Below are 16,493 nucleotides of genomic sequence, written 5' to 3'. Positions count from 1 at the left end.
ACAAAATATATTACTTGCTTTCTAAAATCACTACTGAAAATGGTGGTAATATTATCTTTAACTTTCCTTTTTTGAACTTAAAATCTTTAAATGTTGTGGTTTGAATTTTTGTAGGGTTATCAAAAGTATTATGATCTTGAAGATTTTTTGATGTTAAAATACTGCCTGTAAAATCTTTTATGTCAAGGTTTGAGCAATCTATTTCTAATGTGTTTTCCTTACTAGAATCGATATTAACTAAAGATATGTGTACAACTCCATCTTTATCTTTTGAGGCAGAAGCAGAAATCGCTGGAAGTGATTCATTATTAAATTCATATGATGGTGAAGTAAAAGATAATGGTAAAAGTTTTGCATCATGGTGAACAGTATACATTTTCATTACATGATAAGTTGGTGTTAACAACATTTTTTCACCTTCGGTTAATATTACCGCTTGTAAAACATTAACTGTTTGAGCTAAATTTGCCATTTTAACTCTATCGCTATGGTTATTAAAGATATTAAGGGTAGTACCTGCAATCATAGCATCTCGTATAGTATTTTGTTGGTATAAAAAACCAGGATTAGTTCCTTCTTCAACTTCATACCAACCACCCCATTCATCAACTATTAAAGCAATTTCATTTTTAGGATCGTATTTATCCATAATTGCCGTATGCTTGATTATTAACTCTTCCATTTTAAGAGCAGTTTGCATAGTTGAAAAATATTGAGCTTCGTTAAATTTTGTAGATGACCCTTTTTTATTCCATTCCACAAAAGAGTAAGAATGTAAAGCAACACCTTCAATTAAAAATTTTGGTATGTCTCTCATTAACACTTCTGTCCAGTGGTAATCTGCTACATTAGCTCCTGATGCAATTCTAAAAAGTCCATCGCTATTAGTCCAATCTGTCATAAAAGTAGCATATTGCCTATAAATATTAGCATAATGCTCTGGTGTCATGTTACCTCCACAGCCCCACATTTCGTTACCAACTCCCCAATATTTAACTTTCCAAGGTTCTTTTCTTCCGTTTTCAATTCTGTAGTCAGACATTGGACTTCCTTCCTTATGCCCTACGTACTGTATATATTCGGTAAAATCTTTTACTGTACTACTCCCCACATTAGCTGCTAAATATGGTTCTGTTCCTAATACCTCACATAGATTTAAAAAATCATGGGTTCCAAAGCTATTATCTTCAACAACGCCTCCCCACCATCTATTAACCATTGATGGTCTATCTTTTTTAGGTCCTACACCATCTTTCCAGTGATATGTATCGGCAAAACAACCACCCGGCCAGCGTAAATTAGGTATTTTAATAGCTTTTAAAGCATCTATAATATCATTTCTTACACCATTAGTATTTGGTATTTTACTATTTTCACCTACATAAATACCATCATAAATACATCGTCCTAAATGTTCTGCAAAATGTCCATAAATATGTTTGCTAATAATAGGCGATTCATCATCGTTTTTAATTTCTATTACTGTTTTATCACTTTGTGAGAAACCAATAACAGTGATAAAAAAAACAATAAATGTTTGTCTAAGTTTTAATAGTGTTCTATTCATAATTTATTTTTTAAATTTTATCCTATGGCAAGAAGCTTTAAAACTTGCCATAGGAAATTTGACTAACTCAAATAATCAAACTAATTTTTACTTTGTTGTTAAATCAAGTGAGCGTGTTATATCTCCTGATTTATTATAAAATGTTATTTTCTCCATTTTTGAACTTATATCTATTGCCTTTGAAGATTGAGATAAATATCCTCCTCCTAAAGTAAATTCTATTTTCCTAGTTCCTCCATCTATAAATGTGATTAGAGCATATACTTCATTATTCTTTGGTTCTAAATGACCATTTTTTTCCTTTTCTAAAACAAATGAATTAATCACGCTATTATTTATACCTACAACAACCAAGGATTTATTTTTTACATTTACTTTTACAATACTTTTTGAATCTCCAATAATTGATAATCCAGATTTTTTATTATTAATTATATTGAATTCTCCTTTACCATTGTTTAAAAGAACATTACCTATTGAAGCATCATATCTACCCCCATTTACTTCTGTATTATAGTTGTTTCCAACTAATATGATATCTAACAAACCATCATTGTTAATATCTTCTGAAAGAATACCATTAACAGGAGATATTTGTACTTCTAAGGGTAATTCTGAAATTGAAAAGTTATTATTGCCTAAATTCTCTATATAAGAGCTCTTAAGTTCTTGTACTTCTAATGTTTTATATGGTGTATTGAATAAACTTATTATATCATCTGTTGTAGATGTTGCAAAAGTATTATAGTACAAAAATTTCTTTTTTAGTTGAGGTAACTGTTGTGTAAGATTATCCAATGATGCTACAGGATAATAATTTCCATCTTCATATTTTGAATAAATTGGGTCTATAAAACCATTATTATCAAAATCTGCATAATCTAGTTTAAAAGGATGATTTTTGGTGGATTTAATAATTGAATTTAACCCTAGATTTCCAGCAACAAAATCTATATCACCATCATTATCAAAATCACCAGATTGTATACTGTTCCATAATCCGGTGGTTTGTGATAAAGTAGTGTTTTCTGAAATATTTTTGAGTTGTTTACCGGTACCTTGTAAAAAGGTAATTGGCATAAACTCACCAACAATAACCAAATCTAAATTTGTATCATTATTAAAATCTGTCCATACTGCAGATGTAATCATACCTGCATCATTTAAAAACGGACATACTATATTTGTTACATCTGTAAAACTTCCAGAATTATTTTCTAAAATATAACTTTTAGGTGCTTTAGGAAATTTACCAGGAGTAATGCGACCTCCAATAAATAGATCAATATCACCATCATTATCATAGTCGCCTCCAGTAATTGTTGAAGTACTTGTAAGCATTGTTGGAAGAGTTCCTTCTATAAGTTTATTACCATCATTATAATATATTCTGTCTTGATAACTTTTATGTCCATCATATCTTTCTGAGCCACCACTAACAACATATAAATCTTGAAGACCATCATTATTTGCATCAAAAATTAGAGCACCTTCATCTTCATATATCTGAGTATTTAGTATTTCAGTAGTTTCGAAATTACCCTTTTTATTTTGATAGAGAATTGTTGAATTAGAACCATATGCTCCAGCAACAAAAATATCTTCTAAACCATCATTGTTTAAATCACCTACAGCCAAACCAGGTCCTTGATTAGAATAACCTTGCATTAGTAGTAATTGTGTAGCATAATCATTATAGTAACGTTCTTTATGTATATGTTGAATGATTGAATCTTTATAGAAAAAAGTTTTTCCTTTACTTGTTCTAGTAGTAGTTACTTCAGGTAATGTATTGGTATATTTTACTTTAATTAAAGTATTAATATCAACATTTTCTTTAATGCTAACTTTTCCATCTGGCCATTTAACAATTAAACTATCAATTCTATTGTTATTGTTAAGACCAAAATGAAGTTTACTATCAATAGTGCTTTGAAAACCTTTTACAGGTTGATTATATTTTGTTTGTTTTATATCATTAGCATATAAGGTAACCTCTGCTCCGATACCTTTTTGGTTTTTAGGATTTCCTTCTAAGATTACTTGAAGATAATTTGATGATTTTATTTTTTTATCATTTATAGTATTCTTGTAAACGAATGCTATTTGATTAATGTTATTTACAAGCAAATCTAAATCACCATCAAGATCCAAATCAGCATAAGCTGCTCCATTAGATATAGATTCCTCATTAAATCCCCAATTTTCTGTTACCTTGTTAAAAGTTAAATTACCATTATTTTTATAAGCATAATTAGCAACTTTAATTGCTGGTCTGTAATATAAACAGTCTATTACCGATTTTTTAATATTCTCTATATTTTTAAACGATGATGCTTTACTTTGTCTGAATTTCACAAAATCCATATCAGTAATATCTTTTCCAAAACCATTGGTTATATATAAATCATTATAGCCATCGTTGTCAAAATCTGCTAGTAAAGGAGCCCAACTCCAATCTGTTTTATCAATACCTGCTAATTGACCAATTTCACTAAAAGTTTTATTTCCATTATTGAGTTGAAGCATATTTCGCATGTGTTGATGTCCATAACCAAATCTTAAGGCTATTTGAAATATGTCATATGAATTAGCACCAGACATTAATTTTCTTCTTTTTACATTTTCTGGCAGCATATCCATGGTTACAATGTCTAAGAAACCATCATTATTAATATCTGCGATATCGTTACCCATAGAGAAGTGACTTGAATGACCGAAATAATCATGCCCTAACTCTTTAAAACTTCCATTTTGTTGATTCACATAAAGTAAATCTTTTGACAAATAATCATTAGAAATATACAAATCTGGCCAACCGTCATTATTTACATCAAAAACAGAAACACCTAATCCAAAACCTTCTATGTTAATTCCAGCTTCATTAGAAACGTCTGTAAAAACAGGATGACCTAAACTCTTATTAAAATCATTTCTATAAAGCCTGTCTGTATTTCTACTACTACCATTCTTAAGCATCGGGCGAACATTAATTGCTGAATTTTCAAAACCTCCGCCAGTAAGTAAGTACATATCTAAATCACCATCCAAATCATAATCAAAAAAAATTGATTGTATGGATTCTCCTTTGTCTGCAAGTCCATATTGTGCCGCAGATTCTGTAAATGTTAAATCACCATTGTTTATATAAAGTAAATTGGGAAACTTATTTTTGTTTCCCATTCCACCAACTGATATATATAAATCATCTAAACCATCTTGGTTTATATCAATAACACTAATACCAGTACACCATTTACCTTTGGTATTAATTTTTGATGTTTCAGTAATATCTTCAAATTTTAGTTCTCCTTTATTAATATAGATTCTACTTTTACTAATATTACCTGTAAAAAAAACATCTGGTAAATTATCATTATTAAAATATCCTATGCCTACTCCTCCTCCATTATATAGGTATTCATAATTTAAAATATTTATTGAGTCATTAGTAGAAATTTCATTTTTAAAATTGATGCCTGAATAATTAGCACTAACGCGTTGAAATAATGTACTGTTCTCACCGCTTTTATTACAACCAACTGTAAGACATACAATAAACAAAACAACTATGTTGCCTATAACTTTCAAGCATCAATTTTTTTAAAAACAAATTATTACTAAAACTAAACTTCTATTCTTAACCTTGATTCGCAGCGTTACCAACCATATTAGGATTACGATCTAGTTCTTCTTGAACAATAGGTTGATATTTACGATTAGGTACAAACGTGTTAAACTCTGGATCATGTGCCTTAAGTTCATTTAACTTATTAGTATCATCTAACCAGCCCCAACGTTTTAAATCTTGATATCTTGAACCTTCTATAGCAAGTTCAGTAAGACGTTCGTGTGCTAACTGTTCCATAAACTGAGGTAAAGCATATCCTGCAAATTCCGCTTCTCTATCTGGTAAATTCGCTCTGTCTCTTACACGTTGTACTTGCGCTGCAGCTAATGGAATATTACCTGTGTTTGCTAAACATTCTGCATACATTAATAAAACATCGGCAAAACGTATAACATGATAATTAATACCACTTGTAAAAGGGTCTCCACCTTCATTTGCTAATGTGTATTTTGCTATATAAAATAAATTAGGATCTAAAAAATAATCTGTCCCATAAGCTTGCGTTAAACCTTCATCTGGCTGATAAGACAAAATTGTAGCTGAGAAACGGGGATCTATTTCATCATCAACTGTTCTTTCTTGTGATAATTCATCAACTAAAAATTGTGTTGGAAAATAATCGTAAAAATCGGCACCAGAGTAAGTTGGAGATACAGCAAGAAACTGTCTCCAATTTACGTTTGGATCGCCTCCCCAGTTTAAATCTGAATTTTGACTTTGTGTAAATTCTGCCCAAAATATTCTTCCAGGATTAGCTGCTTCAATTCCTGGGTCTTGCGAAAATAAACCACCATAATTATCTGACAACTCATACTCTTGAGAGTTTACAACTTCCTGAAAATAAGGTAATGCTTCATCATGTAATCCTTGATATAATTTAAGTTTTCCCATAAGAGATTGGGCTGCACCTTTTGTAGCTCTACCAACTTGACCTGTATCTGGCCCACTTACTGAGGCATAATTTACAGGTAGTTTAGCAATAGCTTCAATTAAATCTGCTTCAACCTGAGCGTAAATCATTTCTTGAGTCACATCTTGATTAGAAGGATAAAAATCATCACCTGACTTTGGTACCGTAAGTAAAAGAGGTACGTTATCAAAAATGTTAGTTAAGTTAAAATAAGCCAAGGCTCTTAAAAAATAAGCTTGCCCTAATAAACGGTCTTTTAAACCTGAATCTACATCTTCAACATTCGGTACATTTTCTAAAGCTTGATTTGCACGATTAATTAATACATAGTAGCCTTCATAACACCATCCTACAGCACCATCTGTAGCTGGTACTGTAAAGTTGGCTGTTTGAGATAGAAAAGCCCATGGACTTCTTGACCTAATTTCATCACTTCTGCTATCATTAACAGCTGGAGTCATTCGCTGAAAAGTACCATCAATTATTAATGCGTTATAAACTGCATCAACAGAAGCTATGGCTTGATCTTGATTTGTATAATAGGCTTCTGAAGCCAATTGGTTTGGATTTACTATTTCCAGTTCCTTTTCACACCCACAAAATAAGGCTGCTGTAAGTGCTAGTAAAACTATTTTTGTTTTGTATTTTTTCATTTTTCGTAACATTTAAAATTTTAATTGTACACCTAACATTGAAGTCATTGGTCTTGGAAACGTACCAAAATCGAATCCAGGATTAAGTATTCCTGATTGGAAATCTGGGTTATAACCTTTATATTCAGAAATAACCGCCACATTCTGTAAAGTCACATAAAATCTAGCTTTAGATAAATGTAACTTAGATACTAAATCATCTGGTAAAGAATACCCTAAAGAAATAGTATTGATTCTGAAATAATCTCCCTTTTGTAACCATCCGGGTCTGTTCGAATCTCTACCATTATTATTAGGATCTAAAAACACTACTCGTGGTACATTAGTATTTGTATTGGTAGGTGTCCAACGATTTAAAATATCTTCATGCCAGTTGGTATAACCAGAAGTTGGCATCAACCCGCGATATAAGTTGCTATTAATTAAGTTACCACCACTACCTTGACCAAATATGGTAAAATCGAAATTTTTATAGTTGGCAGTAATGTTAAGACCATAGTAATATGTTGGTAAACCTTTTCCTAAATATGTTCTATCATCGTCATTAATAACACCATCAGGTATTCCATCAGGACCGCTAATATCTTTAAATCTTATATCTCCAGCAGATGTGCCAGGTGTTTGGAATGGCGCATCGGTTACTTCTTGAGCAGATTGAAAAATACCATCATAAACCCAACCATAGTGCTCTCCTAATGATCTTCCAACTTCAGTTCTAGCACCGGTTCCGTTAATTATTCCTGTTGTACCTCCAATTTCTAATACTTCATTCTTAACAGTGTAGAAATTAGGAGCTATTTCTAAGTTGAAATCCCCAAATTGTTTTCTAATAACTGCGGATAGTTCAACCCCCGAGTTTCGTAAAGAACCTGCATTAGTAAATATGTCTGCTGGTAAAGAACCAACTGCAAATGGAATTCTCACTGAGGTCAGTACATCATTAGAAGTATTGGAATAGTATTCTGCTGTGAAGTCTAAGTTACCATTCCAAAAAGAAGCATCTAAACCAATACTCCTAGTTACACGTGTTTCCCATTTAATATCTTTGTCTATAACTGCAGAAACTGCCGCTCCTATACCGCGGCCAAAAGCAAAACTATAAGGAATCCCTCTATTAACTGTACCTTGATATCTAAAGTCTCCAATTTCTTGATTACCTACTTCTCCAATACCTCCTCTTAATTTTAATTCATTTATGAAATCAGGAAGTTCAAATTCGTTATGCAATTTCCATCCCAAACCTATAGAAGGGAAATACTCAAAACGCAATTCTTTTCTAAATTTTGATGACCCATCACGTCTAATGTTTGCCGTTAACAAATATTTATCATCAAACGTATAGTTTATTCTTCCTAGAAAAGAGCTCAAAGAATTTGGACCTAAGAAATCTGTTACACTAAAATCTGTTGCGTTTCCTAAATTTTTAATGTAAGGCTCTTCTAATCCAGCACCTGTAACTCTTACCTCTCTAAAAGTATTCTTTTGATAAGTTTGACCTACTAAAACATTTAAATCATGCTTACCAAACTGCTTTTTCCAGTTTATAGTATTTTCAATCAAGAAAGAGCTAGAGTTTCTTGTTCCAACTTGTAATTGTGCTGTTGGATTAGGGAAGAAATATCCTAAATCATACTGAGGCACAAACAATTGGTCTTCTATACTACTTCTATCGTATTGTAAACTTGTTTTTACAGTTAAACCATCTATCAACTCGTAACCTGCATAAAAGTTAGCCAAAACTCTATTTACTTTCGTTTGGTTTTCTATTAAGGTATTTATACCAGGTACATTTAAGGTAATAGACTGATGGATTGTAGAATCTGCACCACCAAAACCACCAAGACGGTTAGGGTCGTAAACCGGTATAGTTGGAGCCGCCTGTAACAAATCATTAACTAATGATGGACGACCACCTGGCAGACTTATAGTTGTTGTAAAAAATAATGGATTCTCATCAGAATGCACTAAGTATAAATTTTCTCCAAAGTTGAATCTTCCTATCTGGGTATCAGAATTCACTCTAAACGAGTAACGTTTATAATCTGGACCTGTACCCACTAAAGTACCTTCGTTATCTAGGTAATCTAACGACACAAAATAATTAGTTCTTTCTGTTCCACCAGAAAAGTTTAAGTTATGATTCATTATAAAACCATCTTTATAACCTGCATCTTGCCAATCTGTATCTATGTCATCTATAAATAAAGGAGAATTAGGATCATTACCAGGTACAATAGCCTCTCCAGCATTCGTTAATAATTCCGCATTAATCATTTGATACCCTGCTCTATCTAAAACTGGTAGTTTTTGTGTAATGCTCTGAACACCATAATATGAATTAAGTTCTATAGCAAACTTTTTACCTTTTTTACCACTCTTAGTAGTAATAATAACTACTCCGTTTGCAGCTCTATTACCATATATTGCACCAGCAGTTGCATCTTTTAAGACCTGAATAGATTCAATATCATTAGGGTTAATATCTCGTATACCACCAGTTATGGTAAAGCCATCTACAACAAATAAAGGCTCTGCACTTGCACCTTGCCCAAATGTAGCAACACCTCTGATACGGATATTTGGGCTAGCCCCTGGCTGACCATCTGTAGTAACTGATACACCAGCAACACGCCCTTGCATCATTTGAGCAACATCATTGGTTGCTTGTTTAGTCATTTCTTGAGTATCTACTAAACTAACCGCACCGGTTAAATCAGACTTCTTTTGAGTACCATACCCAACTACAACGACTTCATCTAAAGACGTTAAATCTTCACTAAGTGAAACATTTATAGTGGTTGAACTTCCTATTGTAATTTCTTTCGTTATGTAACCTAAATAAGAAAATACAAGTACATCATTTACTGATGCACTAATTGAATACTTTCCATCAAAGTCTGTCACGACTCCTTTTGATGTTCCTTGGAGCAATACGTTAACTCCTGGTAGTGCCATCCCATCACTTTCCGAAGTAACAAGACCGTTAATATTTTTTTCCTGAGCAAAATTTAAATTTGCACATGTAATCATAATCACAAATGCCATTAGCCATTTTTTTGAAGGCCAAAAACACCTGTAATCGAATGATAATTTTTTAGTTGTTATCATACTCATTTAGTTTAAGTTAATTTATAAGTGTAGTTTTAACATTTGTAAAATAATAACAAAAATTTAACATAAACAAATTTTTTAAGTTATAAATGTAATTTTAACACTTGTAAGAAAAAGTAATTTACTGATATAACGAAAAAATCATATATTAGCCCAAACAATTTTTTTATGATAGCTGGATATAATCCTGAAGATAAAGTTTTTCTTGCGGTAGATTGTATAATTTTTGGTTTTGATGACGAAGATTTAAAAGTACTTCTAATTCAAAGAGATTTTGAACCAGAACGTGGTAAATGGTCGTTAATGGGTGGGTTTTTAAAAAAAAATGAAACCCTTAATGATGCAGCAGCTAGAATACTTAATAGACTAACAGGTGTGCATGATGTTTACATGGAACAATTATATTCTTTTAGTGAAGTTGATCGTGATCCTGTAGAGCGAACTATTTCTACTTCATATTATTCTATTATAAATATTGAAAATCATAATGAAGAATTAATTGAGAATTACAATGCTAAATGGTTTAGTCTTTCAAAAGTTCCAAATTTAATTTTTGATCACAATGCCATGTTAGATAAGGCAATAAAGCGATTAAGAAGAAGAACATCTATAAATCCTATAGGTTTTGAACTTTTACCAGAAAAATTTACTATGCGCCAACTTCAAAAACTATATGAAGCTATACTAGATAAAGAATTAGATAAGCGTAACTTTATTAATAAGATAAACTCTATGGATATATTAATAAAGTTGAAAGAAAAAGATATGACCTCTTCTACTAAAGGTTCTTTTCTTTATAAATTTGACCAAAAGAAATATGATGAGAAGAAGATTAATAACTTTTACTTAAAGTTATAAGAACAAACAATCAAACTCTAATTATTTATTTCCTTTTAAAAAAGGAATTTTTTAGCATCATAAATATTATAATAAAAGAAACAAATAAAAATATTTATCCTATAAAATGTAATGAAATAGATTTAATATAGCATTACTACTCTAATAGTCAAAAATTAAAAAAAATTGAGCTACTTTTTCAAATTAATCAATTAAGCAAATACCGTTCTAATAGATTATAGATTGCATAGCATGAGGTTCTATTACCATCGATACTTTAACATCTTCAACAATTAAATTATAGGTTATTTTACTGTCTGTTTTGTTCATTACAACAGTTACCATAGAACCATTAGTGTTTTTGAATGTCGTACTTTCAAGTGTACTCCTACTTGTTGTAGTACTTACTCTTAAAGCTCCTGGTTTAATAAATTTTGAAAAGTGCCCAATGTAATAATACGTAGGAGTATAAATGAGTTCATTAGTTCTAGTATCTGCATGAATTGGCGCAAAGCAGAAATTTTTAACATGATTTGGACCTCCTGTGTGATCTAACAATATATTCCAATCAGTCCAACCTACAGTACCATGATTAAAATCATTTATCATAGAGTTTCCGTAGCGTTCTGCATTAGACCACCTTTGATATTGAGAGGCATCAAATTTTTCTTGACAACCTTCTGTAAACAATAAATTTTTGGTTGGAAATGATTCTTTTACACTTCCTAAATTATCATATTTAGGGTCACCACCTGTCCAAGTTTCATACCAATGAAAGCCAATTCCCCAAGCGTATTTTGTAGCTTCTGGATCTTCAAAAATTGTATTAGCTCTATGGGATAGCAAATCTCTATTATGATCCCAAACAACTATATTTTTATCAGCCATTCCTGCTTTTTCGAAGGTTGGACCTAAATAATTTTTTAGAAAATCACGTTCTTCTTCTGCTGTATAAATACATGATTCCCAGCGTTGAACCGCCATGGGCTCATTTTGAATGGTTACACCCCAAACTGGTATATCTTCAGCTTCATAAGCTTCAATAAATTTTACATAGTAGTTTGCCCATGCTTGATTAAATTCTGGTAATAACTTACCTCCTTGAAGCATATGGTTATTGGTTTTCATAAATGCTGGTGGGCTCCATGGACTTGCGTAAAACACCAAATCATCACTAATTAGTGCTTGTGCGCGTTTAATCATAGGTATGCGCTTTACCTTGTCTTTTGCTATGGAAAATGTTTTAAGATCCTTATCACCTTCTTTTATGTAAGTATGGCTTCCTAATCCAAAGTCACTACTATGAATACTCGTTCTTATAATATTATAGTTTATTCCTTCATCAGAATAATAGGCTTTTAACAATTCTTCCTGTTTGTCTTTGTTTAAAATTGAAAATACCTCTGCAGATGCATCTGTAATTGCTCCTCCTATTCCTAAAAACTCTTGGAATTGTTTTTCAGGATTAACAAAAATTGCTATTTCAGTTTCTAATGGTTGCTTTGACTTTTTAAATGTTTTTTTTAAGTCTAAAGACAACCTTTTGTTTGTATTTTGTGCCGTTGTATAAATGAGTACTTCTTTTCCCAATAATGGAACTATCTCTTCAGTTTTATTGGTTTCTTTAACTGTTAAATCATTACTTCCTTTATTATTATTACAAGAGTATATTAATAGAGAAATTGTAAAGATGTAAATTGTTTTTTTAATCATAATTATTAATTTTTTGTTACCATACATAAGTGCCAACGGCTCCTCCTTTCAAAGATGTTAAAATAGATTCTCCAGGAGTTTTTATGTTAAATGATTTATCTATTTCGGTATTATTAACAACAATTACTACTATATTTCCAGTAGGTATTTTAAATGCGACGTTTGGTAAGTCTGATGAATAATTCGAAGAAATTCTTTGAGATCCAGGTCTAACAAATTTTGAAGCGTGAGCAATAATATAGTAAGCTACATTTCTTTGTACGTTATTGCCATCAATAGTTAGGGCTCCTAAACATTCTGTACAACCTCCAGGAGTATGAGGCTGTAGGTTAGAATTAGAGGCGAGATTCCACTCTAAAACCGTTTTACACCAGTTACGGGTTGCTCCAACTATTAATTCTCTAGTATGCCACAATAAATTACCTCCAAACTCACTGTTAGCCCCTACCCATTGTTCTGTAAAATATAGGCTTTTATTTGGGTATGTATTATGCACCGCACTTAGGTTGTCGATAGATCCATTATATAAATGAAATGCAGAACCATCTATATATTTATTAGCTTCATCATCAGCAAATATTGTCATAGGATAAGCTGGATTATCTGCATTATGATCCCAAACCACAATTTTTGTTTTAATGTTTGCCGCTTCAAAAGCAGGCCCTAAATGGTTTTTTACAAATTCGGCTTGACTTAACGCTTCCATGTACATGCTTGGGTTGTTACCATCATGCAGAGGTTCGTTTTGAACCGTAATAGCATCTATAGAAATACCTTCTGCTTTATAAGCTTGGATGTACTTTACAAAGTAATTAGCATATGCAGCATAATATTCTGGTTTTAAACTTCCTCCAATAGAATTATTATTTGTTTTCATCCATATTGGTGCAGACCATGGAGACCCCATAATTTTAATGTCGGGATTAATTGCTAAAATTTCCTTTAAAACTGGAATAAGATTTTCCTTATCTTTTTCAATTGAAAACTTTGTTAAATTTTCATCGGTTTCACCATCTGGTAAATCGTTATATGAAAATACTTCTGGGTCTAAATCTGATGCGCCTATACTAAGCCTTAAATAGCTTACGCCTACATTATCCACACTAAAAAGTTCCTTTAAAATATTATTTCGTGCTGAATCAGACATATTATTTAGATGCATTGCACTACCACCAGTTAAAGAAAATCCAAAACCATCCATTACTTGATACGATACCTCTGGATTTACTGTAATTGAGAAATTAATATTCTCTTTAAATAAAGGCACTTTTGTAGGTTGTAATTTAAACAACTCTGATTTGTCAAGATTAGTAACGTATAAATCTACATTACTAAGGGTTATATTTTGATTAGGAGGATTTATATCTGGATCGTTTTGAGATGAATCAGATGAAGAGCATTTTATTAGTAAAAAACTTAATATCAAAAGTGTAACAGGATGATTCATTAAAATTTTATTTAATCTCATTATTATAATTTAGTTATTACTGATTATTGAATAAACAGTAAGTTATTAGCATATTATTGAACATATAAAAGTCATGTTATGTGCTTAAAAATATATGTTAAAGTGAAAGTTTAAGCCCATATCCATACCAAAATGAATATGGGCTATTAAACTAAACTAATACAAAACAACTTTAATTTAAGCTATGTTCAATTTAATTAGTACCTCTCATTTCTACATTAGTAATTGTAATACCTGGTGTTGTGCTTCCTCCACATTTGATTACCAAATAGATTGTTCCTGAGGTATCAAATGTAACGGTATTACTTCTTGAACTTGAGTATGAATTATCAACACATCCTACTGAAGAAAGTGAGCCGCTAAATGTTCCTATACCACATCCAGCCCATGTATTAAGCCCCATAACAACATTATTAGCGTAGTCATTCCACTGTACTGGTTCTACTGTGCTGGCAAATACTTCGAACCAAGTTTCATTGTTTCCATCTCCAGAAACAATCATATCAATTTTATACTCTTTTCCTGCAATTACTTCAATAGCTTGATAAATACCTTGTTGATTCCAACCACTAGCTACAATAGTTGCACTACCAGTATTGAATGTCCAGATAGCACCAGAACCACTAATATTTAATATGGTCCATTCTGAATGATCACTCGCGTCTAGAAATTTTCCGCCTCTCACTAAGTTTCCTGCTACAGGATCAGAGGTTTCTACATCAATAGTTTGAGTAAATGTTTCAGCAATTCCACCTATTCCTGTAACTTTATGCTTAACACTGTATGTTCCTGCATCTGGATAAAAAACTTCTTCACTTGTACCGCCTGAATAAAAACCTGCACCATTATCAATGTCCCAACTAGAGGTGATATAGCTGCTATTGGCCGTCAATAAATAAGTATTGTTTGCATCAGCAACCTTTGTAATTATAAATCCTGCATCTAAATCTGTTGTGGTAAGTCCATTACCATGTCCTAGTTCATCGGGTTGACAAGCTACTACAAACGTTGCTAAAGCTATAGCTACATACTGAAAACCCTTATTTAATTTTATATTTAATTTCATTATAATTTTATTTTAAGGATTAATAATTAGGGTTTTGAACGAGTAATGTATTTTCCAATTCAGGTAAAGGAATTGGTAAAATTTCATTTTTCCCAGAGGTAAACCCTTTATCTGCTAACACCGTAGCTGCTCTACCAGTTCTTACCAAATCATACCATCTATGACCCTCACCAGCTAATTCTAATCTGCGTTCATTAATAATTGCATCAATAGACACAGGTGTTGGTGACAAACCTACTCTTGCTCTAACAGCATCTAACAGTGCTTGGGCACGTGCTCCTGTGCCTCCTAAAGCTTCTGCTTCTAATAAATAAGTATCTGCTAAACGTATCATGTATGTATGCTGTTTATAATTAAGTACAGAAGCACCCCCGCCTGTTGACACATCAGATGTTAATGGCATAAACTTTTTAAGGTAATACCCTGTGTTTTGATAACTTTCTTCATATTCTACTTGACCTGCATCGTTTAATGCTTGTATATCTTCTATTGTTGAATTAAATCTTGGATCTCCCAAAAGTGCATCGTATAAACTTTGTGTTATAATACTAAAACCCCAACCCGCAGCATAATCGGGTGCAGTTGATCCTGCTGTTCTTACAAAACCCCTAGGACCTACCATAACATTTAAACTGTTACCCTCGTCATTAGACCAACCCCAATTTCCCCAATCTGCATTACTTTTATCTGTATGTGCGATTTCAATTATGGATTCACTGTGATAATTATTACCAACTACCCATAAATCTGAAAAATTGTCAAGTAATTTATATCCAAATGGACTTGTAGCTCCAGGTGTGCCATTTACCTCTGCAAGTTGCGATGCGGCTTCACTATTTTTTCCTTGATATAAATACACCTTTCCTAAAAGCGCTTTGGCAGCACCTTGAGTTAAACGTCCTGCTTCATTTGTTAAATCTAATGTAACAGGAAGACCCGAAATAGCTTCTAGTAGGTCGGTTTCGATTTGTACATAAACATCACTTGGATCTGCTTGTGTTACACTATAAATTTCATCCGTACCTAATGGTGATGTGATTAGAGGAATGTTTTTAAAAAGCCTTACTAATTCAAAATAATAAATAGCTCTTAAAGCCTTTGTTTCGGCAGTAAATCTGGCTTTTGAAGCGTCTGACATATCTACACTAGGCAATTTTGTTAATAGTGTATTTGCTCTAAAAATACCCTGATAAAAATCGCTCCAATAACTAGTTGCAACGGTAGACTCGCTAATAGTGTAATTTGAAAAAACTTGTAATTGAGAACCATCAGCAGAACTACCTCCTCCGGTGAAATGATCATCAGATCCAGAGTTTAATAGTGCTATCATGTTTTCGAATCCTCTAGATTGCTTCCCTAAAACATCATAAACTGCAACTAAACCAGAATACGCTTCAGCTTCATTTGAATAATAGTTTTCTTCCAATGTAGTACCTTTTGGTTCTACTTCTAAAAAATTTTCACTACAGGATACTATGAGTATGATTATTGGCAGAGTAATACCTAAACTCATTATACTTTTTATTTTTTTCATATC

General features: G+C 32.0%; 9 protein-coding genes. 1 reads left to right on the top strand and 8 read right to left on the bottom strand.

Going from position 1 to position 16,493, the window contains the following annotated elements; genetic code table 11:
• Positions 1-10 precede the first annotated feature (10 nt).
• From MBM09_RS08810 to MBM09_RS08795, 4 genes are all read right to left on the bottom strand, one after another.
• On the bottom strand, positions 11-1,567 hold the full coding sequence (locus tag MBM09_RS08810; RefSeq protein WP_238673335.1) for an alpha-N-arabinofuranosidase: 1,557 nt from the start codon (positions 1,565-1,567) through the stop codon (positions 11-13).
• Between the two features lie 87 nt (positions 1,568-1,654).
• Positions 1,655-5,158 (bottom strand): VCBS repeat-containing protein, encoded by a 3,504-nt coding sequence (locus tag MBM09_RS08805; protein WP_238673334.1) that lies wholly within the window; start codon positions 5,156-5,158, stop codon positions 1,655-1,657.
• Positions 5,159-5,207: 49 nt separating this feature from the next.
• Positions 5,208-6,761, bottom strand: a complete 1,554-nt coding sequence (locus MBM09_RS08800) for a RagB/SusD family nutrient uptake outer membrane protein (RefSeq protein WP_238673333.1) — start codon at positions 6,759-6,761, stop codon at positions 5,208-5,210.
• A gap of 12 nt (positions 6,762-6,773) precedes the next feature.
• Positions 6,774-9,869 carry a TonB-dependent receptor gene (locus tag MBM09_RS08795; RefSeq protein WP_238673332.1) on the bottom strand — a complete coding sequence of 1,032 codons (3,096 nt, stop codon included), beginning with the start codon at positions 9,867-9,869 and terminating at the stop codon, positions 6,774-6,776.
• 171 nt (positions 9,870-10,040) lie between these two features.
• Here MBM09_RS08795 and MBM09_RS08790 point away from each other — a divergent pair, with 171 nt between their 5' ends.
• Positions 10,041-10,730: an NUDIX domain-containing protein gene (locus tag MBM09_RS08790; protein WP_238673331.1), complete on the top strand. Its 690-nt coding sequence runs from the start codon at positions 10,041-10,043 to the stop codon at positions 10,728-10,730.
• Positions 10,731-10,937: 207 nt separating this feature from the next.
• Here the strand turns inward: MBM09_RS08790 and MBM09_RS08785 are convergent, their stop codons facing one another.
• From MBM09_RS08785 to MBM09_RS08770, 4 genes are all read right to left on the bottom strand, one after another.
• Complete coding sequence (locus MBM09_RS08785; protein ID WP_238673330.1) at positions 10,938-12,422, bottom strand: glycoside hydrolase family 30 beta sandwich domain-containing protein; 1,485 nt, start codon at positions 12,420-12,422, stop codon at positions 10,938-10,940.
• A gap of 16 nt (positions 12,423-12,438) precedes the next feature.
• Complete coding sequence (locus MBM09_RS08780; RefSeq protein ID WP_238673329.1) at positions 12,439-13,890, bottom strand: glycoside hydrolase family 30 beta sandwich domain-containing protein; 1,452 nt, start codon at positions 13,888-13,890, stop codon at positions 12,439-12,441.
• 193 nt (positions 13,891-14,083) lie between these two features.
• Positions 14,084-14,956: a PKD domain-containing protein gene (locus MBM09_RS08775; RefSeq protein WP_238673328.1), complete on the bottom strand. Its 873-nt coding sequence runs from the start codon at positions 14,954-14,956 to the stop codon at positions 14,084-14,086.
• A gap of 19 nt (positions 14,957-14,975) precedes the next feature.
• Complete coding sequence (locus tag MBM09_RS08770; protein WP_238673327.1) at positions 14,976-16,490, bottom strand: RagB/SusD family nutrient uptake outer membrane protein; 1,515 nt, start codon at positions 16,488-16,490, stop codon at positions 14,976-14,978.
• Positions 16,491-16,493 lie beyond the last annotated feature (3 nt).

Origin of the sequence: Flaviramulus sp. BrNp1-15, from assembly GCF_022259695.1 — a bacterium.
Taxonomy (GTDB): domain Bacteria; phylum Bacteroidota; class Bacteroidia; order Flavobacteriales; family Flavobacteriaceae; genus BrNp1-15.
The sequence above is the reverse complement of the archived record's forward strand: the minus strand, read 5'-3'. Positions and strand labels throughout refer to the sequence as shown.